We start from the raw sequence: 23,479 nt of genomic DNA on the forward strand, positions 1-23,479 counted from the left end.
TGGACAAAGGAATGCCAGGTGAAAAACTATTCTGGGAGAATAGCCTCCTTGCTACTTGATAGCTTGTTCAATTCCTTTCTGAAGAAATAATGGTAGAACATGCCAGCTGTAGTTAAACCAAATGGAAACGCATACCATATTCCTTGTATTCCAAAATTAAGTTTTATACCAAGCAGGAAACCCATGGGCAGGCTAATCAGGAAAAAGGCTACGAAGGCTGTAGGCACGAGTGGCTTTACATACGAAAGACCGCGCATTGCATTGCCGTACGCACATTGCAGGCCGTCGCCTATTTGGTAAATCATCAAGGGCCATATCAGTTGTGCTACCATCTGGCAGACATCTTCGTTGTCGGTAAAGATGACTCCCATTCTGTTACGATAGATAAAAACAGGAATGGCAACGATAAAGGCTATCAACATAATGAGATGGAAGCCTGCCGCCGATGACAACTGCACGGCTTTATAGTCGCGTTGCCCCGTGAAATAGCTCACACGTATAGCAACGGCAGCTCCCATGCCATAGTAAACCATATAGAAAAGTTGCGAAATGGAAAGCATGACCTGATGGGCTGCCAGTGCTTCTGTTCCAATCCAGCCTACCATGACAGAGCTTAGGCTGAAAGTTGCCGTCTCCATGCCCATTTGCAGGCTTAAGGGAAAGCCTATCCGGAGAAAGAATATAAGGTCGGCACGATTAATGGACTGTTTAAAGAAGCCGTGGTGATATATCTTGTATCTTTTAGATGTGAAGAATATAATAGTAATTGCGATTGCCATCAGAATGCGTGAAGCCATGGTAGATATTCCTGCTCCGTACAATCCTAATTCGGGAAATCCTGCCTTGCCATATATCAAGACATAATTGCCCACAATGTTGAATACGTTCCCGCCCAGCATAATCCACATTGGGATTTTAGTATCGGTTGTTCCGTCGAACAGCTGTTTGAAGGTATTGAACCAAGAAAAGAAAGGTAGCGATATAAGATTTACAATGAAGTAGGGACGCATTAAGGGAAGTAATTCTTCTGGCTGACCCAATTTTTCAAGATTTAAATAAAGTAAGAACATTGCAGCCACAAGCAAAACTGCTAACAGCGTGTTTACTAATAGAGCATTCTTAAGTATTCCGCCAATCTTGTTGTTCTCTTCCCGCCCATAAAGCGAACCGACAATAGGAGTTAAACCGTATGCAAAGCCCATTCCCAAAACTAAAACCAATACAAACATATTGTTTACGAAGGCAGCAGCACCAAGTTCGGTGGTACTGTGCTGTCCAATCATGAGCGTATCGGCAAGTCCAAGAATAATCGTTCCTATTTGTCCGATAATGATAGGCAGACCTAATTGTGTAAGCGACTTGTAGTGTGTGTAGTAGGGTTTAAGAACTGTGTACATAATTTGTTCCCTGAATGTTTCTGAATAGTTATTTTGTTTTGGCTCTTTTTTCAAATTCAACTCTTATGTTTTTGTATCCCATCGCCTTTAGCATTTTCTCGAATTGTTGTTGTGCGTTGTTTTCTGCTGTGGCTATATTCCCTTTAGTGAAACAACGTTTTAGCATTTTCCGGTAAGCTATGTTATATAGTTTCTCTTTATCGGCTTCCGACCATGAACCACTTTCGAAGAATGGTTGCGTACGTGCCTCGTCTATGAAGTTGCGGTCTAATAATTCAACATTAGGCAATGTAGCAACAACAACAGTGTCGTTCTCCACATGTAGCCATTGTGGCTTGGCTTTGTGTAAATCTATTCCTAAGCGTAATGTCCCATAATAAATACGAACCAATTCGTGATCTACAAAGATGCTTTTCCGTACTGTATCAACAAGTTCTTCGTCGTTGATTGCAAGAAATTCCCATTGTCCTATGCTCTGAATAGATTGAATTTGTTGCGGTGTAACATCTATTCGTTGGTCTACATTCACCGATAAGGAATTTGTATTGGTAATCCATTTCACAAGTGCAATGCCAATTCCAATGAGCACTGCAATGCCAAGCACTTGTAACCAGAAGGTTTTGAATGTTCTCTGCACGAACTTTTGTATCTCGTTACTCATCTTTCTTATTGTTCTGAATAGTTGAATTTTCAATGAATCGTGTAATATCAGCCAATGTAAACTGCTTGCGGAAACTTATGGTAATGTTCTTTTGGTCGTACCCAAGCATTTTCAGCATCGGAATTAGTTGTCTGGCTGCACTCTCTTGTGCATGCTCTATAATTCCCATCTGTCCGATAGAACTAATAATCTGCTTTCTGCCTTGCCGCTCGTAGTTCGTTAGTTCGGCATCGGTGAAGTTATGGCGCATGAACGGCACAAACTCTTTCATTCCTTTGTGGTCTATCTTTGTACTGGTAAGAACAATACGCGGGTCGGGCAGAATAATCGTAATCTTCCCATTGCCGTCTTTCTTCACGTTTTCTTCGTTAAAGTCAGAGAAGTCTATATATGCCTTCACAACAGCATCGAGTGGTATTGCTACACGTCGGTCGCCGAATGGAAGGTTTATGGAAAACTTCTTGTTAAAGAATGTTCCTTCTGCTTTAACTTCGTCGGTGTGCGTTATAATTTTGTGTATTCTATACTCTGAAGTGTACAGACGAGAGCTTTTTTGCACCCGTTCTACCAACATTGGAATTGTATCTATTGCCTTGGAAGCATCTGGTGCTTCGCTTTTCTTGCTGCACGACATGAGCAAGAATAAAGCTAAAATGAAATATGCCAAGCTACTTTTCATAACCGTTAGTTTAGTGGTGCAAAGTTACTATATTTTTGTTGTATAGGCAAATTAAACGATTTGTTTACTTGCCGAAGGCTATTAATATGGAAATAAAAGTGTAGAATAATAAGATATTCACTTTGTCTTTATAATCTTCTTCCTCTTTTTGCTATATTTGCAGGCGCAAATAAAAACTTATGTTTATGAATAATATGAAAGAAGAAACAACCGATGCTATGAAAGAAACAACAGACAAAGTTGTACACGAAAAAGAAATAGGAACAGCCGAAAGCATTGAAACGATTAAAAATGTAATGGAAAGTGCTGAAAGTGCTGATGGTATTGACCGAAGATTGCCACGATTTCTTGCAATTTGGTCTGCCTTATCACTTGTTCTGTATTCAATAAGCTACTTCGTAGGCTCTTGGATAGTTTATTTGTATTGTGCTGCACCTTTAATTGCATGGAGTACGTTCGGCTTTACCTATATTCGAAAGAAGAAAAGACTTGTAACCTACAATGTTGTAGAACGCAGAATGTTAAGCGTATGGACCTTTATTGCTTTAATAACACCCTTTCTCTTAGTGTCTCTTAAATACGAAATCAGCAACTTTTTTCCATTTTCTTTTACAGTCTTCAGCATTGCCTTGGCAGGTTTGTGTCTCAGAATGGTGGAGCGCACAAATAACACAAGTGTAAGTTTGTATATAATATTTGCATACTATGGACTGCTTCACCTAATCGATGGGGATTTCGATTTTAGTTTTCAAGCTAAAATCCTGTCACCTTTATTTCTACTATGTGTACTTATCGATAGTTTTAACAACGTCAGCGATATTTCTTATAAGGGACGGAACAAGAAGCAATAAAACAAACTGAATAGCCAATTATAATGTAACGTGAGTTCGATGAATTCAAAACAATGCAAGTTGTGTATCAATAGTCCTTTGCAGATTTATGCACGGCTTCTTTGGAAACAGACAATAGGCAGCAATAGCCCCTAATAAGTTGACGATGAAATTGTCAAAGCATCTATGTCTGGAGTGTTCCACTTGTGCAATGTTCTTAAGTTCATCATTCACCGTTTCTATAATGGCTCTTTTTCTGAGTAAAAGTCTGTCTGAAACACTCATTAAAGCTCCTTTCATGTTACTTTTCAATTTGGTAATAAGTTGTATTCCGTCAACAAAAAGCCTTTGAAAGAGGTTCTTGCCGATGTATCCCTTGTCACCGACTAGCTTACCATATATAAAATCTATGAATGCTTTGTACTCCAAAGGTTTACGGTCATCAGCATCTCCCGGCGTTATCATAAAGTTGAGAAGCTCTCCTTTCTCATTGCAAATCAAATGCAACTTGAAACCGAAGAACCAACCCATGGAGCATTTTCCTCTTTGAGCTATGCCTTTGAAAACCTTGTGAATATGTATTCTTTGGTTTTTGCAGACACGCAGTGGTGTGCTGTCAACGAAGCTTATGCCCGTACATTTGCCCAACAGGACCTTCTTGATAAACAAGGTTAAGGGTAGGCTACCTCCCTTTCCAATTCTACTAAACGGTTATAAGAAACAACATTGGAAAACAGATGGTGAAGATGCTTGCATACTTTTTCAAGATAGAAATGTTTAAAGCAGCGATAACCGGAGCCGTGGAAAAGAATCATTATCAGCATGACTTCAGCCTTTGACATTGTAGAATTTCGATGATATTTTCTTTTTTCAGTAGCTTTTAACGTATATTTTGCTGTCATTGCATCAAAAAACTTGCAGAAGTCATCTGCCATACAAAAGATTTCAGTAACTTTGTCTTCGGTGATCATAGCGATTTTTGTTTGTAATTGTTTGTATGTTAGCGCCTTAAAGTTACAACAAATTTCGCTAATCACCAAATTTATAGGCACTTACAATTCGTCGAACTCACGTTGCCTTAACTGAAATAGTTTATAATTTCACCGAAAGCTTCTCTCACATCTACCCAAACAAAAAAGCAATAATAATACAGAGGAGCAAGTATTGCGAATACTAAAACATTAAATGCTGCTAAACGCATATCTTTCTCCTTCAATGTTCTCGAACATATAATATAGTTGTTTTAAAACTCCAATAGTCCGTTAAAATTTTGTGGTTTGCGAATCTTTCGTCCTTAAGCTAACAGGAATTGTGGCAGAAAGAAAACATGACAGGTCTCTGAAAAAGAGATGATTAGGTAACAAAATATAACATAATAAAATCGGCTATCTCATTGAATTTCAGTAACTTTATAGATGTAAAAAGAAACATAAAGTTTATGCTGATAACCAACTTGATTAGTCGATATATGAGGCTCTGCAAAGCAGCATTTAGTGCTGAAGATGGAGCAAAGTTAAACAAAAGTATTCAAACAACCGTCATGGAAATGCTTTTTCTTTTGATGGTCATCCCAAGGAGATGCAATTTCACGCAGATGGGACGCTATGGAAAGCGTGTCGAGCAATGTTATCGGCAGACGGTAGACGCAGCGTGAACTGGCTTGAAATGAACATGTGGCTGAGTGCTTTCGCCTTCAAGCAGGGTAAGGGTCGCAATGCCATCGTCATTGATCCAAGCTTCATCAAGAAGGCTGGGAAGCATACCCATACGTGGGTACGTTCTGGTCGGGCTGTGCAGGTGCGGTAAAGCACGGTCTTGAGATCCTCGGCATCGGTGTGATAGACGTGGACTTGCATGAGTGTATGATGCTCAAGGCTGTGCAGGCCACATTGGAAAAAGGGGAGGAGAAAAAAGAGATGAGCCTGTACGACTGGCATGCCAAGGTATTGGAGGACGACAAGGTAACCTTACAGCGTATCTGCAAGGTTCTTGTCGCCGACTCAGCCTTCTCCAAAAGGCCTTTCATCGACAAGGTAATGAAGATGGGATTCCATGTTGTGAGCCGCTTGCGTCACGACGCAGCCTTGTTCTACACATGGGACGGGGAACCCACGGGAAAGCCCGGCCGTCCCCGTGTCAAAGGTGACAAGATTGACGTGAGGAACATCGACATATCCAAAGGCAATGAGCGTGATTTAGGAGAGACCGAAGGCAAAGCCTATGCGCTCAAGGCATGGTGCAAGTCCTTGCACAGGGTCGTGTCGCTTGTCATCCACGAGTTACCTAATGGCAGTCGGCGCTTGTATTTCTGTACGGATGAGAGCATGGACGGACGCGATGTGGTGTAGTACTCCACCACACGTTTCCAAGAGGAGTTTTGCTTTCGCGAGGCAAAGCAGTTCCTAGGTCTTACCGATTGTCAGGCACGCGACAAGAGAAAACTTGAGTTTGCTTTCAGCTCTTCATTGACAGCACTCAATGTGGCGAAAATCATGTGCAAGGAACTTGGTACGTCCATCGGTCGCCTTAAAGCGCAGATGGTCAATGCCTATTACGCACAACGAATTATTGACGTGTTCGAGAAAACCCGAACACGCCATTAAATAAAGAAAGGATAAATGATATATTGAGTTTCGCTGCTGAAGCAGCATAATATTTAACGGACTATTGGTTCTACGAATTGCAATTATTTGTAAATACGGCAAATGTTTGTATCCCGCTTATGGAGTGTGAAAGCGGTCTCAGGCAAGATGAAACAACCAATAAATTTATCGAACTCACGTCAGTTTAAATACTGTACACCATATTATATATAAAACTATACGAACGGTTAAGCGTGGGTTAAGTTGTAAAATAACATCAACCGACGACTCGGGATTTGGCAGAACGATGGAATAGCTGTACCTTTGCACGCATGATAGATACATCTTCATTTCAAGGGAAAACGGCTAGATATTACACCTTAGGGTGCAAGCTTAACTTTTCTGAAACAAGTACTTTCGCTCGTATGCTGCGCGACATGGGCGTACGAGAAGCAAAGAAAGACGAAGTTGCCGATATATGCCTTATAAATACTTGTTCGGTAACAGAAGTTGCCGACCATAAATGTAGACAGGTTATCAACCGTATGGCAAGACAAAACCCTGGTGCTTTTATCGTGGTAACAGGCTGCTACGCACAGTTAGAGAGCGAGCGGGTTGCCAACATTCCGAACGTAAACTTGGTGTTGGGAAGCAATGAGAAGGCAGACTTAATACAATATCTTAGTAATGCATGGAACAACTTCGACGGACAGCCACAACCGGGAAGCTATCATTCGGTAAAGACAAAAGACATTGTGAAATTCCAACCCAGTTGCTCCAGAGGTAACCGCACGCGCTATTTCCTGAAAGTTCAAGATGGCTGCAATTACTTCTGCACTTATTGTACCATACCTTTTGCCCGAGGTTTCTCGCGTAATCCTAATATAAGATCGTTGGTAAAACAAGCAGAGGAAGCTGCAGCAGAAGGAGGAAAAGAGATAGTATTGACGGGTGTAAACATTGGCGACTTTGGCAGAACGACGGGCGAAAGCTTCTTGGATTTGGTGAAAGCCTTGGATAAAGTAGAAGGCATTGAACGCTTCCGGATAAGCTCGCTCGAACCAGACCTTATTGATGACGAACTTATAGAATTTTGTGCACAATCGCGTTCCTTTATGCCGCACTTCCATATACCATTACAAAGTGGGTCAGACAAAGTGTTGAAACTAATGCACCGACGTTACGACACTGCGCTGTTTGCTCACAAAATAAATTTTATAAAGACAATTATGCCCGACGCTTTTATCGGCGTAGACGTAATGGTGGGCTGTCGAGGCGAAGAACCGAAGCTTTTCGAAGAGTGCTACAACTTTATATCGTCGTTGCCCATCACACAACTCCACGTATTCCCTTACTCTGAACGGCCGGGTACATCGGCTCTTTCCATTCCATACGTGGTAGACAATAGGGAAAAGAAACGTCGTGCCCAGCAGTTGTTACAACTGTCCGACAGAATGACACGCAATTTCTATGCGGAACATGTCGGGCGCGAGGCAGAAGTGTTGTTCGAGAAGGCTGTACGAGGGAAAGCAATGCACGGATTTACAAAGAACTATATTCGCGTCGAACTTTCGCCTGCCCAAGTAAAAGAGACATTCGACAATCAGATTATGCGAGTACGTCTTGGCGAATTTAACTTCGATAAATCAGCATTAAAGATAGAACTATTATGAAGGTATCCATTGTTATTTTAAATTGGAATGGCAGGGCTATGTTGCAGAGATATCTACCTTCGGTGGTACGGTATTCGCAAGACGAAGCCGAGGTTATAGTAGCAGACAATGCTTCGACCGATGACTCTCTACAGTGGTTGGCAAACGAGTTTCCGCAAGTAAGAACCATTGTGTTAGACCAGAACTATGGTTTTGCCGGTGGCTATAACAAAGCTTTGAAACAAGTAGAGAGCGAATACTATATATTGCTGAACAACGATGTAGAAGTAACACACCACTGGCTAACAGAACTGATAGAAGAAATGGATGCTCGGGAAATGGTTGCCGCCTGCCAGCCCAAATTGCTTTCGGTTAACAATAAAGATGCTTTTGAATATGCAGGGGCTGCTGGTGGCTTTCTGGATAAATATGGATATCCATATTGTCGAGGAAGAATCTTCGATAAGGTGGAAGAAGACGACGGACAATACGATACAAACTCTGAAATATTCTGGGCAACAGGGGCTTGTCTTATGATTCGTTCTAAAGACTATTGGTCTGTAGGAGGGTTCGACGAACGTTTCTTTGCACATAATGAGGAGATTGACTTATGCTGGCGGTTACAGCTTAAGGGAAGAAAGATATATTGTTTTCCTACAAGTTATGTATTTCACGAAGGTGGAGGAACATTGCCTAAATCGAATTCGAGAAAGACATTCCTGAATTTCCGTAACAATTTAACAATGTTATGGAAGAATCTTCCTGAAGGAGAACTGAAGTCGGTAATGCGCACAAGATGTTTTTTAGACTATATCGCAGCTTTACAAATGCTACTGCTAAAGTCTGATTGGCGCGACTGCTTAGCCATAATAAAGGCAAGAAGAGCTTTCAGGAAATGGAGAAAATCGTTTGAACGTACCCAACAACAAAGTTATGAGGATAAGCGTACCCATTACTCTATTCTATGGCAATACTACGCAAAGAAGAAAGATACATTCGAGAAATTAGAAAAAGAATAGGCGCAAAGAAGTACCACAAAGACATATAAAGAAAGGTTAGCAATGCCCATATTTTATATTTTTTAGCTAATTAGTTTGCAGATTAAATATTTTTAAGTACTTTTGCACATATACAACGGATTAAATTAGTTAGAGGAAAAGTAGTGAGAAGAGTTTATTATATATTGTTTGCATTGTGTATAGCTCTAACAAGTTGCCACATGAAACTAACTTCTGAAGAGGAAGACAATGGTAATATTGTAGAAATAGAACGTTACGACCGCTTAGAATATCGTTATTTGACTACGGGCGATTTCTCTGCTTTGCAACAAATGAACACAGAATACCCAATGGAGACACGCACGCTTATAGAAGATGTTATAGAGCTTGGCAGTGCTACCGATCCTGATATAAATGCCAAGTTCCTAAAGTTTTATCAAGATACTACATTGCAGGCGCTTATTGCTTCTGTAGAGTCGGAATATGCAAATGTCGACGATTTGAACGAACAACTTAGCTCAGGCTTTAAATATTTGAAACATAAATTGCCCAATATAGAGGTACCGCGTATCTATGCGCAAATTTCTGCATTAGACCAAAGTATTGTGGTAGGAAATGGTACAGTAGGCATTTCGCTCGACAAATATTTAGGCGAGGACTTTCCACTCTATCTTAAATACTACACTCCATTGCAAAGACAGCAAATGACGCGCGACCATATTGTTTCCGATTGTCTGTCGTTTTATTTAATGAGCATCTATCAATTGAAAGATTTCGATAAGCGTCCTCAATTAGAGCGCGACCTCCATATAGGAAAGATTCATTGGGTAATAAATCAGGCTTTAGGACATCGTATCTTCAGAACCAAATACGTTGTGGCTGTAGAAAACTATATGCAAGAACACCATAATGTATCGTACGATGAACTTTTAAGAATTACCGACTTCTCTAAGTTTAAGATGTCGTAGTCAGCAGGTGTCCATAGAGACTATGTTGTCAGCCCCATTAAACGTGTTGAAAACTTCAGATATCTCAAACTTGCAAATGAGATGTCTGTCTCGCTCGTTTCAGATATCTGTCCCGCTCAAATGAGATTTCTGTTTTTTCGCTCACACAAAGCCGTTACCTTTTTTGCTTAAAGAATTGTTGCATCAGCTGTTTACATTCTTCTTCACGGACACCCTTTGTTACGATGGTTCGTTTATGAAGTGCTTGCGGAGCAAAGGTCGAATAGCCTCGCTTCTCGTCGCTGCAGCCATAGACAATGCGCTTGATTTGCGACCAACCCAATGCACCGGCGCACATAACGCAAGGTTCTACCGTTACATAGAGCGTACAGTCTTGTAGGTATTTTCCGCCTAATTCATTGGCAGACATTGTTATGGCTTGCATCTCCGCATGTGCAGTAACATCGGTCAAAGCTTCTGTCAGGTTGTGTGCACGTGCAATAATTCGGTCTCTGCACACTATCACGGCACCAACGGGAACTTCTCCTTTTCCGAATGCCTCTTCCGCCAATACCAAGGCACGCCCCATATAAAACTTGTCTTTCTCTATTTGTTCTTCGCTACTCATACATAATTATCTATTGCTTGCAAAATTACGATATTAATTCTATAATTGGGAAAAAAGCTCTACCTTTGTAGTCCGATAAGGATAGACAAACTGTTTATTTATTATTTCAACAACCTATCATTTCCGAATAAGATGGCATTACACAACGAAACAGGTAAATGGGGCGAGCAGTTGGCGTGCGAATATCTTATGCACGAGGGCTACAGAATTGTGGAAAGAGACTGGAAGTGCGGTAAGCGCGATATAGATATTGTTGCTATTGAAAACGATGTTTATGTCTTCGTTGAAGTTAAGACACGTAGAAACGAGCGTTTTGCCAACGCCGATGAGGCTGTAACGCCACAGAAAATACGCTCTGTTTCCATTGCTGCTAACGCATACGTTAAAAGTCATAATCTCAACAGAGAACTACGTTTCGATATTATAACTATTGTAGGCACACCCGACAAATACGAAATTCGCCATGTTAAAGATGCCTTTCTGCCATTTGTATGACAGAAGAATGTGGAACATTAACAATGTATTTACTTCAATGAACATTATCCATAAGATACGAGCAGCTTTCCAAAGGGAAAAGGAGTCTACCACTAACGTTGTACGATTGGAAACCATTGGCAGTACCAACGACTTTCTGAAAACTTATACGCCCCTGGAAGGGGAGCAGATGACTGTGGCTGTGGCTGATTTTCAGACTGCTGGACGTGGGCAAGGAGCGAACTGTTGGGAGAGCGAAGCTGGCAAGAACCTGTTGTTTTCTGTGCTTTTACACCCAGTTGAAGTGCCTGTTGCCTGTCAGTTTCTGTTGTCGGAATATGGCGCATTATCGTTGCGAGAAGCATTGACAGACTATGTGGACAAGGGTAGCATTACGCTGAAATGGCCGAACGACATATATTGGAACGACAAAAAGCTAAGTGGTACGCTGATAGAAACCAAGTTGAGCGGTGGCAGGATAAAAGACTGCGTGTTTGGTGTGGGACTGAACGTGAACCAAACAGAATTTAAAAGCGATGCTCCCAACCCCGTTTCGCTTTGTCAGATTTTAGGCAAAGAGGTGAATAGGGAAGACCTTTTGCAAAAGATTATAGCCTCGTTTGAACGAAACTACGAGTTGATTCGCAGTGCGAACTATGGCGCAATCTCGGCAATGTATCACGAAGCATTGTATCGTTCAAAAGGTTTTTACCCTTACGAAGATGCGGACGGAGTATTTGAAGGGGCTATTGTGGAAGTTGAGGACGACGGACACCTGATACTTCGCGACCGCGAAGGAATGATAAGAAGTTACGAATTTAAAGAAATAAAGTATGGCAAGATTTAAAAGAATTCTCTTGAAGCTTTCAGGCGAGAGCTTAATGGGCAAGCAAGGATACGGCATTGATGCGGAACGCCTTGAAGACTATGCACGCCAAATAAAAGAAATACAGGAAATGGGCGTGCAAATCGGTATCGTTATAGGTGGTGGTAATATCTTCCGTGGACTGACAGGCAGTCAGAAAGGCTTCGACCGAGTAAAGGGCGACCAGATGGGTATGTGTGCAACGGTGATTAATTCGCTCGCATTGAGTTCTGCGCTGGGTGCTTTTGGCGTGAAGTCGAAGGTGATGACGGCAATCCGCATGGAACCTATTGGCGAATTTTACAGCAAATGGAAAGCAGTTGAAGCACTCGAAGATGGTTACGTCTGCATCTTCTCGGCAGGTACGGGCAACCCTTATTTTACTACCGATACGGGTTCGAGCTTGCGTGGCATCGAGATAGAAGCCGACGTAATGCTGAAAGGTACGCGTGTAGATGGCGTTTATACGGCAGACCCAGAGAAAGACCCTACGGCAACGAAGTTTACCGAAATAACTTACGATGAGATATACAATAAGGGTTTGAAGGTAATGGACCTTACTGCCACAACAATGTGCAAGGAAAACAATCTTCCTATCTATGTGTTTAATATGGACATTGTCGGCAACTTGAAGAAAGTAATCGACGGCGAGGACATAGGTACGCTGGTACATAATTAAGCTACAAAAGACAACTAAAAGAGATACGCCTTATACAGGTTGGGTTCTTCGCACAGAATCCAACCTTTTTTCGTATCGTTCAGACGATTAGAGAGCTCCGTAAGGTCGGGTTCTATAAATTATTTTTGTTAGTGCGAGTCCGTCGGTAAATCCCTTCCGAGTAACTGTCAGAACGGCAACGGAGTTACTCCTTTCGTCGCAACGGGGTTACGGCAATTGTCGCAACGGGGTTACGGCAAACACCGCTTTGGAACACCTGTAAACACGGCTACTTGGCGCTGCCGTAACACCTGTTTCTGGTTCAACCGGACCGAAATAGAAAAGGCACCAAGCTGTATCAGCCCGGTGCCTTTGTGCGTTTTTAATTGTATTGCCAATTAAAGCAATGTCTTGAACTTTTCGTCGAGCTTGTCTTTAGATGCAGCTCCCACAAACTTGTCTACCAATTCGCCATTCTTGAAGAATAGGATTGTAGGAATGTTGCGTACTCCATAATCGATGGCAATGTCGTCGTTATCTTCTATGTTGCACTTTCCAACGACAATCTTGCCGTCGTAATCGTTAGCCAATTCGGAGATAACCGGACCTATCATCTTGCAAGGCCCGCACCACGTTGCCCATAAATCAACTACCAATGGCAATTCGCCATTCTTATAACTCTCGAAGTTTTCGGTTGTAATTTCTACTTCCATGTCTTTTAGATTTTTGTTAAACAATTATATTTTAAATACCGTTTATTCTCCAAACACTGTGCCAACTTTCTTGGTTTGTCAGTTTATCTTGTATTCCATATTCTCTTCGCTGGCAATAAAGTCGAGCAATGTGCGGTCTATGTCAATACCTTTGTTGCGATAGTGAAGCGTTACCGAAGCCTGGTCTGCCGTATGCAGTTCAATGTAAAGTTGCGTATCGCCTTCGTTTCGTTCCACCAGCGTAACAAGTTCGGAAACTGTCCGGTCGTCAACTGCCGATGTGTCCATCATTATCGTAAACCGTTCCAGTCGGTGCTTCTTTACGTCGTAGAGCTGTTCCACGTTCTGCACCTTTAGTTCGAACAAGTTGCTGTTGCGATAGCGGGGCTGACATTTTGCCGTTATAAAGATGGTGTAGTTTTCTTTCATCAGTCCGTTCCACCGTGCCCAGTCGTCGCCAAAGAGTGCAAGCTCGCCCGAACTCTTGAAGTCTTGTAGGGTAACGATGCCGAACGGCTTGCCCGTTTTCTGCGAAAAGCGCTCGCTCACGGCAGTTATGATTCCTCCGAACGTAATTTCGTCGCGCTCCGATAGCTTTTCCAAGTCGGCTCCTCGTCCAATCTCTTCAATGTGCGTATTACATATATTCTTCATAATCACGCTGTAATCGTCTAACGGGTGGGCGGAGAGATAAATGCCAATCAGTTCGCGTTCGTAGTTCAGTCTCTCTACACTTGGCCAGCGCACAACCTTCGGAATAGTGGGTTGCGCTATCTCGATTGCATCGTCGCCACCGAAGAGGGAGTTTTGCATTTGCGCCTTTTCTTGTTGAAATAGTTGTCCGTACTTAATTAGCGAATCGAGGAAGCATATGCCTTTGGCATTTACACCAAAATATTCTTCTCGCTGTAACCCGAGCCCATCGAAGCTGCCACTCTTGACTAAGTTCTCGAAGGCCTTTCGGTTTACATTGCTAAGGTCTATGCGTTCAACAAAGTCGAATATGCTTGTGTAAGGTCCATTCTTTTCCCTTTCGTCCACGATTGCCATGGCTGCACCTGTTCCCATTCCCTTGATGGCTGAAAGCCCAAAACGAATGCCCCCTTTCTTGTTCACGCTGAAACCTATCTGACTTTCGTTTACGTCAGGACAAAGAGTTGGAATCTTGAGTGCCTTGCACTCTTCCATCAGTTTCGTTATTTCGGTTATCTGACTGAAGCGGCGTGTCATTAAGGCAGCCATGAACTGTGCGGGATAATGCGCTTTCAGGTAAGCAGTCTGGTAAGCAACCCACGAATAGCAAGTGGCATGCGACTTGTTGAAGGCATAGCTGGCGAACTTTTCCCAGTCGCCCCATATCTTTTCCAACACCTCGGGGTCGTGTCCGTTAGCCTTTCCTTGTGCAAGAAACTTAGGTTTCATCTGGTCTACAATGGCTTTCTTCTTTTTCCCCATTGCCTTGCGCAGGGCATCGCTCTCGCCACGGGTGAAGTTTGCAAGCTGGCGACTCAGCAACATTACTTGCTCCTGGTAGACCGTAATGCCATAAGTGTCTTTCAAATACTTCTCCATGCAGGGAATGTCGTACTTAACCAGCGACGGATCATTCTTGCGTTTGATAAAGTCTGGAATGTAGTCCATAGGTCCCGGGCGATAGAGCGCATTCATTGCGATAAGGTCTTCGAACACAGTTGGGTGCAATTCGCGCAGATACTTCTGCATTCCCGCCGATTCAAACTGGAACGTCCCCACAGTTTGCCCTCGCTGATAAAGCTGATAGGTAAGTTCGTCATCAATCGGAATGTTATCGATATCGATTACATCGCCAGTGGTCTGCTTTATTATTTTGCAGGCTTCTTTAATCTCGGACAGCGTTTTAAGACCGAGGAAGTCCATCTTTATAAGTCCTGTTGTTTCTATGACGTGCCCATCGTATTGCGTTACAGGGACTTTCTTCTCGGGGAAATCGGGGTCGGAAGCCGTAGAGACAGGAACCCAGTCGCTGATAGGGTCGCGGCAAATAATGAACCCACACGCATGAATGCCAGTGCCGCGCACCGTTCCTTCCAGCATCTTCGCATACTTTATGGTATTTCGTTCGCGTGCATCTTCACTCACTTCAGCTTCCTGCAGCAGTGGCGTACAAGCAATGGCATTCGTCAAATTCATCTTCATACCATCGGGAAGACGGTCTGGGATAGCCTTGCAAAGTCGGTTTGAGATTTCTAAAGGCAGACCTTCTACACGTGCAACGTCTTTAATAGAGTTCTTGGTTGCCATTGTAGAGTACGTAATAATGTGTGCACAATTCTCCGCACCATACTTATTAATTACCCATTGCAACACCTTTCCGCGTCCATCATCATCGAAATCGGTATCAATATCGGGCAGATTTACACGGTCGGGATTTAGGAAGCGTTCGAACAGCAAGTCGTATTTTAAGGGATCTATACGTGTTATTCCTAAACAATAAGCCACCACCGAACCTGCTGCCGAGCCACGCCCAGGTCCTACCATTACGTTAAGTTCGTGGCGGGCAGCATTAATGAAGTCTTGAACAATAAGGAAGTAGCCAGGGAATCCCATAGTCTTCATGACGTGTAGCTCAAACGTTATTGCTTTCTGAACGTCTTCCGGGATAGGGTCGCCATAGAGTTTCTTTGCGCCATCGTGCGCTAACTTTGACAGGTAGTCGGCTTCGAATTTGATACGATAAATCTTTTCGTAGCCTCCTAAGCGGTCTATTACAGCTTGTCCGTTCTCTGGAGAAAGTTGATTTTCGCCATTCTCGTCGGTCGTAAACTCGTCGTAAAGTTGTTGTTCGCTAAATCTCTTGCGCCATATCTCTTCTGTTCCGAAGCTCTCAGGGATAGGGAAGAAAGGCATGATAGGACCATTGTCTATGCTATACATCTCTACTTTGTCAAGTATCTCCAAAGTATTGCTTAGCGCATCTGGTAAATCTGAGAACACGTCGTTCATCTCTTCACGCGTCTTAAACCACTCTTGCTTCGAGTAGCGCATTCGCGTGGGAGAATTCAATTCTTCTTGTGTAGAAAGACAAAGTAGGTGGTCGTGAGCCTCAGCAGTCTCTTTATCTTCAAAGTGGCAGTCGTTAGTGCACACATATTTAATACCATATTCCTTTGAAAATTGCAACAGCACACGGTTTACTTTCTGTTGTAAAGGAAAGGCCTCACGGTTAGCCATCAATGTCGGATCTTTCACTTCATGACGTTGTAACTCCAGATAGAAGTCATCGCCGAAAATCTTTTGATACCATTCTACGGCTTCTCGGGCAGCATTTATATCACCTTTTAATATATTACGTGGTATCTCACCTGCCAAACAAGCAGAGCAGACAATTAAGCCTTCATGGTATTTTTCTAAATCAGCACGGTCAGTACGTGGGCGATAATAAAAGCCATCTATCCAGGAACGTGATACCAATTTTATAAGGTTTTTGTAACCCTGATAATTTTTTGCTAATACTATAAGGTGGTAACCAGAGTTGTCGTGCATGTCTTTCACCTTATCTTGCTTACGCCTCCTTGCCACATACATTTCACAACCGAAGATTGGCTTAAAAGGTTCTTCTCCGTTCTTCTTCCGCTTTTTATTGATATTCGCACAATAATCAGAAAATTCTTTTATTCCGAACATCACACCGTGATCGGTAATGGCCATACCTTTCATGCCATTATTAATCGCTTTGTCAACAAGATGAGTTATCTTAGACTGACCATCAAGCACCGAATAAAATGTATGTACGTGTAAATGTACGAAATCTTCCATTGTCTATTATCTTCTATATACTGCTGTTTTCTTTGGGCTTTCAAAGATACTACATATGCACGACATACCAAAAGAATAAGAGTAAAAATTTGTGAGGGTTATAAAAAATATTTATCTTTGCATTCGTTAAAAACCACACTCTCACAGAATGGGAAGAATAAAGAGGAAACTCAAGAAGATAAGATTACATCACGAAGGCACAGACCAGCTTCTATATGGAGGTATCGGCATAGGGCTGATAGCTCTTTTACTATGGTTTGGCATAGATTCTAAGATACCTTTCTGGATATTTAGCGCCATCTTTGGAACTGTCTATTGTATTGTTTTAAACTTTTATCGCTGTCCTATCCGCTATTTTGATGGCGAAGATACCGAGAAGATTGTAGTAGCTCCAGCCGATGGACATATCGTTGTTATAGAGGAAGTAGAAGAGAATAAGTATTTCCACGAACGTCGTATCATGGTCTCCATCTTCATGAGTCTTTGGAACGTACATGCCAATTGGTTTCCTGTAGACGGAACAGTAAAGGCTGTTAAACACTTCAACGGTAACTATCATAAGGCATGGCTGCCAAAAGCAAGTGAGGAAAATGAGCATGCCGACATTATAATCACAACTCCTGATGGCAGAGAAATCCTATGTCGACAGATTGCGGGTGCAGTTGCGCGCCGCATTGTAACTTATGCCAAAGAAAACGAAGAATGTTTTATCGACGAACATTTGGGCTTTATAAAGTTAGGTAGCCGTGTTGATGTCTTCTTGCCAATAGACTCTGAAATCTGTGTAAAGATGGGACAATCTACCGTAGGCGACCAAACAGTTATAGCAAGACTTAGCTAACCAACAAAGATATATTGAATATGGCTATTAAGAAGCACATTCCCAACACTATAACTTGCTGCAATCTTGTATCAGGTTGTGTAGCCATTGCATACGCTTTCAGTGGCAAAATAGAACTGTCATTTACTTGGATTATCATAGGTGCAGTGTTCGACTTCTTCGATGGAATGTCTGCACGCTTGCTAAAGGTAAGTTCTCCGATTGGGAAAGAACTCGACTCGCTTGCCGATATTGTTACGTTTGGTGTGGCTCCATCTACAATTCTTTTCAGCAAACTAAGTGTAATGCCCTATCCAGACTTGCTTGAGCCATTACGCAGCATACTTCCTTTCACTGCATATATTATGGCTGCATTCTCAGCATTGCGCTTGGCAAAGTTCAATCTTGACGAACGACAAGCGCTCGGATTTATCGGATTGCCAACTCCTGCCAATGCTCTTTTCTGGGGTTCGCTTATTATTGGGGCAGGCAATAAAATGGATTCCTCTCCGATTATGTGCCTTTTCATAATTGCAGGAATTTTCTTAAGCTCATGGTTAATGGTTTCCGAAATTCCTATGTTCGCACTTAAATTTAAAGAGTGGAGTTGGAAAAACAATCAGGTTAAATATATTTTCTTGCTGACTTGTATTCCTTTAGTTGCAATATTCGGGATTATAGGGTTTGCCATTATCATTGCCTGGTATGTTGTGGTATCGTACCTTATAAAGAAATAAATATTAATACGTCCTGACTTCGAACTGGATTCATAAATAAGAAACTATGATTCTTTTAAAGTTTATCTTCCTTATATTTATTGCGTTCCTTGTTGTTTTATTCTCTATAGCCTTTAAATTCTATAAGGTTATAACACGTACACGACGTAGATTTCGCCCTGAAAATACGGAAGAAGGAGTAAACATTAACGGTAACACCGTAGTAGACCGTCGTCCGGAGTCTGAGCGCAACAGAAAGATAATAAGCGATGATGAAGGTGAATACGTCGATTTCATAGACAGCGATACCTCTACAGATAATAGTAAGCACTAACAAGGTATTATACAACCGATAGAAAGACAGAATGATATAGATGCCTATCACATCTTTATTGTTCTTTAAAGAAACGCCCAATAAGTTCTTTACGACCATTATTGAGCGTTTTTTGTATACAGCTAATAAATCAATGGGTGTGTCAAAACGCTATGAAAATAGGGATATTGCCAATATACTGGTCGTTAAATATAGTTATCTGTAACTATATTTGCCACTTAGACGGAATTTCATTATCTTTGCGAAATACAATTAATCAATAGTTACCTACTAACATTTAAAGCGATGAAGAAAGTTACGACAAAAGGTATGTTACTGCTAATCTTGCTTTTCTTGGCAGGAATAGTGCAGTTCACACAAGCACAGGAAATTGTTTTGAAAACACAATTAGAGACCAATCCAGCAAAATCAGCATTGTTTAAACTCAAAATCAATGCGCCTAAAGGAAGTACATACAATATAGACTATGGAGACGGAACAGAAGCAATAACGAAAAAAGGTAGCGGATATAATGAATATATGGACCATCATTTTGCCGACATGGCAAAGGTAAAAGAACACGAAGTAAGAATATGGGGAGCCAATTTCACAGAATTTATGGTTATCAGCAACCAGAAAGTAACTGAAATAAACTTAACGGACTGTACAGAATTAATCAATTTCTCGTGTGCAAATAGTAAGTTAAAGAAACTCGATCTATCGAAATGTGAAAAACTGAAGAAAGTAATTTGCAATGCCAACGAAATAGAAAAACTACTTATTCCCAACAATGTTACGTGGTTAGACTTCAAGCTAAACAGGCTCGCACTTGCCGATTTCCCCAAGAAAAACGGTATGTACACCTATGGACCGATGCGTCCTGCCTATCTGTCAGCCGATAAAATAAATGGACTGACAGTAGACCTGACCGACTTCTTAAAATACAACGAGACGACCTCCACCTTTCAATGGTATCGCTATAACGGCAAAGGCAACGATGCCGACCCGGCAATGCTGATCGATCCACAAACCTATAAGGAAAAAAACGGAGTATTCACTTTCAATCAGTCTTTTGAAAAAGAGATTTATTGCGTTGTTGCCAACACTGAACTACCACGCCTGAACAACATTAACGACCATTACGGCATTATGCCGATAAAACTAAATGGCAAACCGAAAGAATTGGAACAAGTACACGCTGCTTTCGTTACCGACAAGTTTACTACCGATGGACTGCCGTTCGAACTAACGTTGTCTGCCCTAAAAGACAACAGTCCATGCAACATAAACTGGGGCGACGGTGTGATTGAGGAACTTGTTTTAAACAAAGAAGCAAAGGTTGTTAAACACAACTTCATCGATGCCAAGGTAGATAAACAACATTTGGTACAGATAGAATGTGTCGATATTGATTTGGTAAAACTTCCCGAAGTATGCGGGCTTATTCGCTTTGAAGCCTGCAATGCCGACAGTCCTGTGAAACGATTGGTACTCGACAATAACCGCATTGCAACGCTCGACCTTACTTACTTCAAGCAATGTGAAGAAATATCTGCCAATGGTTGTTATGCCAACGAAATAAAACTACCTGTAACCGCAACCTTAAGGAAGCTGTCGTTGAACGGAAACAATATCACACAAATTGCGCTTAGTGGATACAAGAAAATGGAAGAACTAAGTTTAGAACGAAACAAACTCACGGAAATAGACATCAGACAGCTCAACAACCTAACGAAAGTAAATATCGAATACAACAAAATCAGCAATTTAAAACTGAACGGCGATTATGCTAAACTATCAGAAATGAAATGTGGGCATAATGCCATTCCAATGTATATGTTGCCCGAAAAGAAGAATATGACCGTGTATATGTATGCTCCACAAGAATCGTACGATATACCAGAAGCACTGATTAACGGATACACTGTAGACCTTTCAAGGTTCAATAACCTGAAGGGCGTAACCGGCAATCCGCAGCCTACGACGTATATGTGGCTCACAACCGACAACTCATCAACACCGATTATAAAAGCATTACACTATGACGAGAAAGACGGTATATTTACTTTCAAGCTTCCGGAGACTACAAAAATGTATTGCAGCATGCAGACTTCAGCATTTCCCGATTTAGCTTCAGAAGCACAGAACTACCATACAAAGCCAATTACAATGAAGGCTGTAACTAACAACATCGGCAATATAGAAGACAATAAAGCTGGAATAAGAATCTGTCAGTTAGCCAATGCTGTAACGGTTTCTGCAAAAAGCGACACAACCATACATATATATAATGTGCAAGGCAAACACATAGCAAGTCGCAGTATAAAAGCCAACGAGTTTGTTACAATACCACTACCTGAAGGAATCTATATTGCAAAGGTACAAGGCATGAAGTATATGAAGTTTATCGTATCATAAAAGATTGTAAGCAGATGTTCAAAAGCGAAGTGAAACTCAAAAGTTGGATAAATAGCTTTTAAGTTTCACTTCTTCTTTTATAAACGAAAGGAAAGACTATACAACTGTAAATGTTTTTCGTAAGTGTACTTATCTTTTAACTTGCTATTTATCAATATATTGCAAAACCTAATGTATTGCATTCCAAAAACAGTTGTTCTGCGTTCCGAAACAGGTTCTTTTACGATGCAAAAGAGCCTGTTTCGGAACGTAAAAAGGTAGTTATCGCTTTTAAATAAAATTATTTTTACAAAACTAAAGATGATAATACGCTGGAGTCGGATAAGCCAATCGTGAAAGGAAAGAGCCATTTAAACGAAAAAGTGCAAAGGTCTATGGAACGAACCTTTGCACTTTTTATTGTCGGGATGACTGGACTCGAACCAGCGACCACTGGTCCCCCAGACCAGCATTCTAAACCTACTGAACTACATCCCGCTTGGAATTAACGATGCAAAATTAGTTACTTTTTGAGAGATTAGCAAACTTTTAGAGTTATTTTTCTGCGTTCCCGACTTTTATTTGTATTTTTGTATAATAAAAAGAGAACTTCTGATAGCCATAAAAAACGGCAGGAATATTTAACGAATAGATAAAATGCAATACAAAATAACACCTCCAACGCATATTGAAGATACCATTCAGCTTCCCGCATCGAAAAGCATCAGCAACCGCGCACTGATTATCCATGCGCTCGCAGGCGGAAACATTATGCCCGAAAACCTTTCTACTTGCGACGACACAGCTGTTATAGCACGTGCTTTTAAAGATAATCCATACGAAATAGACATTATGGCAGCAGGTACGGCAATGCGCTTTATGACTGCCTATCTGTCTGTTACAGAAGGTGAACACGTGCTGACGGGAACCGAACGAATGAAGCAACGCCCTATAAAAATACTGGTTGATGCGCTGCGTTCTCTTGGAGCAGACATTCAATATGTAGGCGAAGAGGGTTTCCCACCATTGCGAATCAAAGGTAAGAGACTGACAGGAGGGAGCATAGAAGTAGCAGGAAACGTTAGTTCGCAATATGTTTCGGCGTTGCTAATGATTGGACCGACATTGGAAAAAGGGCTTGAACTGAAGCTTTTAGGCAATGTGATTTCGCGCCCTTACATCGATCTTACACTGAACGTAATGCACGAATATGGAGCCGACGCAGAGTGGACAGATATAGATACGATTACCATTCGCCCCAAACGCTACGAGGAGCGAAGTTACACGATAGAAAACGATTGGACGTCAGCCAGCTATTGGTATGCCATACTCACCTTGCTGAACGACCGTAAGTCGTACATTCGCTTTACAGGACTAAAGAACGGATCACGTCAAGGAGACTCTGCCATAAAGTACATATTCTCTTTATTAGGTGTAAAAACCTGTTTTGCTGACAAAGAAATGGACGAACTTACAGATGTAACCATCACCCAAAAACCACAGAAATTGCCTCGTTTGGAATACGATTTTAAGAACCAACCCGACTTGGCACAAACGCTAATGGCACTTTGTCCCATTATGAATATCCCCTTTAAGTTCATGGGTTTAAGTAGCTTGAAACTAAAAGAAACCGACCGTATCGAGGCCATGAAAATAGAAATGGCAAAGTTAGGATATGTATTACACGACACAAATGATTCGGAAATGTCGTGGGACGGCGAGCGCTGTGAAGTGTCTGACCCTATCGTAATAGATACCTACAAGGACCATCGTATGGCAATGACCTTCGCCCCATTAAGCATTAAGTTGGGCGAATTATTCATTAATAATCCTGAAGTAGTTTCAAAATCGTATCCTCATTTCTGGAACGATTTGCAAAAGGCAGGATTCATAATAGAGGAAATAAAGTAAAAGCGGAACGAACGGTATATGAACATTATACTAATAGGCATCTTGGTTATAGTAGGAATGGGCGTAATAGTTGGCGCATCAACATTGATTAGCCGACATAACAGTACTGAACCTGATGTTGTTGCACCCGCAGTGGGAGACTGTGCTACTTGCAGCGGCATCAACGACGACTGCGAACAAACGTGCATGATGGAAGCTGCCACGAAGGAAGTGGAATATTACGACGACGAAGAACTCGACCGTTTTAAAGGAAAAGAGTCAAGCGAGTACACCGACGACGAAGCCGAAGAGTTCTCGGAAGTACTCTACACCATGCGTCCCGATGAGGCTAAAGGTTGGAACAGAAGTCTGATTCTTCGTGGAATCAATGTCCCCAACCAGATAAAAGACGATCTAATAACAATGATAGAAGGTTGATAAACAAGAAAACACAATAAGTAATC

22 protein-coding genes, 1 tRNA gene and 1 pseudogene are annotated in these 23,479 nt (G+C 41.7%); 16 read left to right on the forward strand and 8 right to left on the reverse strand.

The window, feature by feature from the left end; translation table 11 throughout:
- Window positions 1–26: 26 nt before the first annotated feature.
- The 3 genes from RDV52_RS07345 to RDV52_RS07355 are packed head-to-tail and all read right to left on the reverse strand — an operon-like array spanning window position 27 to window position 2,737.
- Window positions 27–1,397 carry an MATE family efflux transporter gene (locus RDV52_RS07345; protein ID WP_040557025.1) on the reverse strand — a complete coding sequence of 457 codons (1,371 nt, stop codon included), beginning with the start codon at window positions 1,395–1,397 and terminating at the stop codon, window positions 27–29.
- A gap of 28 nt (window positions 1,398–1,425) precedes the next feature.
- Window positions 1,426–2,058, reverse strand: a complete 633-nt coding sequence (locus RDV52_RS07350; RefSeq protein WP_004366271.1) for a DUF4230 domain-containing protein — start codon at window positions 2,056–2,058, stop codon at window positions 1,426–1,428.
- Window positions 2,051–2,737: a DUF4230 domain-containing protein gene (locus RDV52_RS07355; RefSeq protein WP_004366270.1), complete on the reverse strand. Its 687-nt coding sequence runs from the start codon at window positions 2,735–2,737 to the stop codon at window positions 2,051–2,053. The genes RDV52_RS07350 and RDV52_RS07355 overlap by 8 nt, the downstream gene beginning before the upstream one ends.
- A gap of 185 nt (window positions 2,738–2,922) precedes the next feature.
- On the opposite strand from RDV52_RS07355, the gene RDV52_RS07360 reads away from it, so the two are divergent.
- Window positions 2,923–3,588 (forward strand): hypothetical protein, encoded by a 666-nt coding sequence (locus RDV52_RS07360; RefSeq protein ID WP_223381153.1) that lies wholly within the window; start codon window positions 2,923–2,925, stop codon window positions 3,586–3,588.
- Between the two features lie 45 nt (window positions 3,589–3,633).
- On the opposite strand, the pseudogene RDV52_RS07365 reads toward RDV52_RS07360, so the two are convergent.
- A pseudogene (locus RDV52_RS07365) lies at window positions 3,634–4,538 on the reverse strand (IS982 family transposase).
- A 497-nt stretch (window positions 4,539–5,035) separates the two neighbouring features.
- Between RDV52_RS07365 and RDV52_RS07370 the strand changes: the two are divergent.
- The 6 genes from RDV52_RS07370 to RDV52_RS07395 all read left to right on the forward strand — a co-directional run bounded on the left by RDV52_RS07370 (window position 5,036) and on the right by RDV52_RS07395 (window position 9,767).
- Window positions 5,036–5,221: a hypothetical protein gene (locus tag RDV52_RS07370; protein WP_223381152.1), complete on the forward strand. Its 186-nt coding sequence runs from the start codon at window positions 5,036–5,038 to the stop codon at window positions 5,219–5,221.
- Window positions 5,222–5,429: 208 nt separating this feature from the next.
- A complete protein-coding gene (locus tag RDV52_RS07375; protein ID WP_223381151.1) occupies window positions 5,430–5,915 on the forward strand; it encodes a transposase in 486 nt (161 codons plus the stop codon).
- Between the two features lie 132 nt (window positions 5,916–6,047).
- Window positions 6,048–6,170: a hypothetical protein gene (locus RDV52_RS07380; RefSeq protein WP_004366266.1), complete on the forward strand. Its 123-nt coding sequence runs from the start codon at window positions 6,048–6,050 to the stop codon at window positions 6,168–6,170.
- A 311-nt stretch (window positions 6,171–6,481) separates the two neighbouring features.
- Complete coding sequence (mtaB, locus tag RDV52_RS07385) at window positions 6,482–7,822, forward strand: tRNA (N(6)-L-threonylcarbamoyladenosine(37)-C(2))-methylthiotransferase MtaB (protein WP_004366265.1); 1,341 nt, start codon at window positions 6,482–6,484, stop codon at window positions 7,820–7,822.
- Window positions 7,819–8,820 (forward strand): glycosyltransferase family 2 protein, encoded by a 1,002-nt coding sequence (locus RDV52_RS07390; RefSeq protein ID WP_004366264.1) that lies wholly within the window; start codon window positions 7,819–7,821, stop codon window positions 8,818–8,820. The genes mtaB and RDV52_RS07390 overlap by 4 nt, the downstream gene beginning before the upstream one ends.
- A gap of 143 nt (window positions 8,821–8,963) precedes the next feature.
- Entirely contained in the window at window positions 8,964–9,767 is an 804-nt protein-coding gene (locus tag RDV52_RS07395) for a gliding motility protein GldB-related protein (RefSeq protein WP_040556803.1), read from the forward strand.
- 154 nt (window positions 9,768–9,921) lie between these two features.
- Here RDV52_RS07395 and RDV52_RS07400 read toward each other — a convergent pair whose 3' ends face one another.
- Window positions 9,922–10,374, reverse strand: a complete 453-nt coding sequence (locus RDV52_RS07400; RefSeq protein WP_004361996.1) for a nucleoside deaminase — start codon at window positions 10,372–10,374, stop codon at window positions 9,922–9,924.
- A gap of 132 nt (window positions 10,375–10,506) precedes the next feature.
- Here RDV52_RS07400 and RDV52_RS07405 point away from each other — a divergent pair, with 132 nt between their 5' ends.
- The 3 genes from RDV52_RS07405 to pyrH are packed head-to-tail and all read left to right on the forward strand — an operon-like array spanning window position 10,507 to window position 12,392.
- Entirely contained in the window at window positions 10,507–10,869 is a 363-nt protein-coding gene (locus RDV52_RS07405; protein ID WP_004361995.1) for a YraN family protein, read from the forward strand.
- A gap of 7 nt (window positions 10,870–10,876) precedes the next feature.
- Window positions 10,877–11,695 (forward strand): biotin--[acetyl-CoA-carboxylase] ligase, encoded by an 819-nt coding sequence (locus tag RDV52_RS07410; protein ID WP_004366262.1) that lies wholly within the window; start codon window positions 10,877–10,879, stop codon window positions 11,693–11,695.
- Window positions 11,682–12,392, forward strand: a complete 711-nt coding sequence (gene pyrH, locus RDV52_RS07415; RefSeq protein WP_004366261.1) for a UMP kinase — start codon at window positions 11,682–11,684, stop codon at window positions 12,390–12,392. The genes RDV52_RS07410 and pyrH overlap by 14 nt, the downstream gene beginning before the upstream one ends.
- A gap of 377 nt (window positions 12,393–12,769) precedes the next feature.
- Here the strand turns inward: pyrH and trxA are convergent, their stop codons facing one another.
- A complete protein-coding gene (gene trxA / locus RDV52_RS07420; protein ID WP_004361992.1) occupies window positions 12,770–13,084 on the reverse strand; it encodes a thioredoxin in 315 nt (104 codons plus the stop codon).
- A gap of 78 nt (window positions 13,085–13,162) precedes the next feature.
- Window positions 13,163–16,879 (reverse strand): DNA polymerase III subunit alpha, encoded by a 3,717-nt coding sequence (gene dnaE, locus RDV52_RS07425; RefSeq protein ID WP_004366260.1) that lies wholly within the window; start codon window positions 16,877–16,879, stop codon window positions 13,163–13,165.
- Window positions 16,880–17,027: 148 nt separating this feature from the next.
- Between dnaE and RDV52_RS07430 the strand changes: the two genes are divergently transcribed.
- From RDV52_RS07430 to RDV52_RS07445, 4 genes are all read left to right on the forward strand, one after another.
- Window positions 17,028–17,720 (forward strand): phosphatidylserine decarboxylase family protein, encoded by a 693-nt coding sequence (locus tag RDV52_RS07430; protein WP_004366259.1) that lies wholly within the window; start codon window positions 17,028–17,030, stop codon window positions 17,718–17,720.
- 20 nt (window positions 17,721–17,740) lie between these two features.
- Complete coding sequence (gene pssA / locus RDV52_RS07435) at window positions 17,741–18,436, forward strand: CDP-diacylglycerol--serine O-phosphatidyltransferase (protein WP_004366258.1); 696 nt, start codon at window positions 17,741–17,743, stop codon at window positions 18,434–18,436.
- 46 nt (window positions 18,437–18,482) lie between these two features.
- On the forward strand, window positions 18,483–18,749 hold the full coding sequence (locus RDV52_RS07440) for a DUF4834 family protein (RefSeq protein ID WP_004366257.1): 267 nt from the start codon (window positions 18,483–18,485) through the stop codon (window positions 18,747–18,749).
- 285 nt (window positions 18,750–19,034) lie between these two features.
- Window positions 19,035–21,146 carry a DUF6383 domain-containing protein gene (locus RDV52_RS07445; RefSeq protein WP_004366255.1) on the forward strand — a complete coding sequence of 704 codons (2,112 nt, stop codon included), beginning with the start codon at window positions 19,035–19,037 and terminating at the stop codon, window positions 21,144–21,146.
- A 402-nt stretch (window positions 21,147–21,548) separates the two neighbouring features.
- Here RDV52_RS07445 and RDV52_RS07450 read toward each other — a convergent pair.
- Window positions 21,549–21,623, reverse strand: a tRNA-Pro gene (locus RDV52_RS07450).
- A 159-nt stretch (window positions 21,624–21,782) separates the two neighbouring features.
- Here RDV52_RS07450 and RDV52_RS07455 point away from each other — a divergent pair.
- Together RDV52_RS07455 and RDV52_RS07460 are read left to right on the forward strand one after the other, a co-directional pair.
- The gene (locus RDV52_RS07455) at window positions 21,783–23,036 is read left to right on the forward strand and encodes a 3-phosphoshikimate 1-carboxyvinyltransferase (RefSeq protein ID WP_004366252.1); all 1,254 of its coding nucleotides are present in this window, start codon (window positions 21,783–21,785) and stop codon (window positions 23,034–23,036) included.
- 18 nt (window positions 23,037–23,054) lie between these two features.
- Complete coding sequence (locus RDV52_RS07460; protein WP_004366251.1) at window positions 23,055–23,453, forward strand: hypothetical protein; 399 nt, start codon at window positions 23,055–23,057, stop codon at window positions 23,451–23,453.
- Window positions 23,454–23,479 lie beyond the last annotated feature (26 nt).

It is taken from the genome of Prevotella nigrescens, from assembly GCF_031191185.1.
GTDB lineage: Bacteria > Bacteroidota > Bacteroidia > Bacteroidales > Bacteroidaceae > Prevotella > Prevotella nigrescens.

Coding starts and splice junctions, on each gene's coding strand:
- RDV52_RS07345 (WP_040557025.1), bottom strand. CDS start 1,397: ATGTACACAGTTCTTAAACCCTACTACACACACTACAAGTCGCTTACA.
- RDV52_RS07350 (WP_004366271.1), bottom strand. CDS start 2,058: ATGAGTAACGAGATACAAAAGTTCGTGCAGAGAACATTCAAAACCTTC.
- RDV52_RS07355 (WP_004366270.1), bottom strand. CDS start 2,737: ATGAAAAGTAGCTTGGCATATTTCATTTTAGCTTTATTCTTGCTCATG.
- RDV52_RS07360 (WP_223381153.1), top strand. CDS start 2,923: ATGAATAATATGAAAGAAGAAACAACCGATGCTATGAAAGAAACAACA.
- RDV52_RS07370 (WP_223381152.1), top strand. CDS start 5,036: ATGAGGCTCTGCAAAGCAGCATTTAGTGCTGAAGATGGAGCAAAGTTA.
- RDV52_RS07375 (WP_223381151.1), top strand. CDS start 5,430: ATGATGCTCAAGGCTGTGCAGGCCACATTGGAAAAAGGGGAGGAGAAA.
- mtaB (WP_004366265.1), top strand. CDS start 6,482: ATGATAGATACATCTTCATTTCAAGGGAAAACGGCTAGATATTACACC.
- RDV52_RS07390 (WP_004366264.1), top strand. CDS start 7,819: ATGAAGGTATCCATTGTTATTTTAAATTGGAATGGCAGGGCTATGTTG.
- RDV52_RS07400 (WP_004361996.1), bottom strand. CDS start 10,374: ATGAGTAGCGAAGAACAAATAGAGAAAGACAAGTTTTATATGGGGCGT.
- RDV52_RS07405 (WP_004361995.1), top strand. CDS start 10,507: ATGGCATTACACAACGAAACAGGTAAATGGGGCGAGCAGTTGGCGTGC.
- RDV52_RS07410 (WP_004366262.1), top strand. CDS start 10,877: ATGTGGAACATTAACAATGTATTTACTTCAATGAACATTATCCATAAG.
- pyrH (WP_004366261.1), top strand. CDS start 11,682: ATGGCAAGATTTAAAAGAATTCTCTTGAAGCTTTCAGGCGAGAGCTTA.
- trxA (WP_004361992.1), bottom strand. CDS start 13,084: ATGGAAGTAGAAATTACAACCGAAAACTTCGAGAGTTATAAGAATGGC.
- dnaE (WP_004366260.1), bottom strand. CDS start 16,879: ATGGAAGATTTCGTACATTTACACGTACATACATTTTATTCGGTGCTT.
- RDV52_RS07430 (WP_004366259.1), top strand. CDS start 17,028: ATGGGAAGAATAAAGAGGAAACTCAAGAAGATAAGATTACATCACGAA.
- pssA (WP_004366258.1), top strand. CDS start 17,741: ATGGCTATTAAGAAGCACATTCCCAACACTATAACTTGCTGCAATCTT.
- RDV52_RS07440 (WP_004366257.1), top strand. CDS start 18,483: ATGATTCTTTTAAAGTTTATCTTCCTTATATTTATTGCGTTCCTTGTT.
- RDV52_RS07445 (WP_004366255.1), top strand. CDS start 19,035: ATGAAGAAAGTTACGACAAAAGGTATGTTACTGCTAATCTTGCTTTTC.
- RDV52_RS07455 (WP_004366252.1), top strand. CDS start 21,783: ATGCAATACAAAATAACACCTCCAACGCATATTGAAGATACCATTCAG.
- RDV52_RS07460 (WP_004366251.1), top strand. CDS start 23,055: ATGAACATTATACTAATAGGCATCTTGGTTATAGTAGGAATGGGCGTA.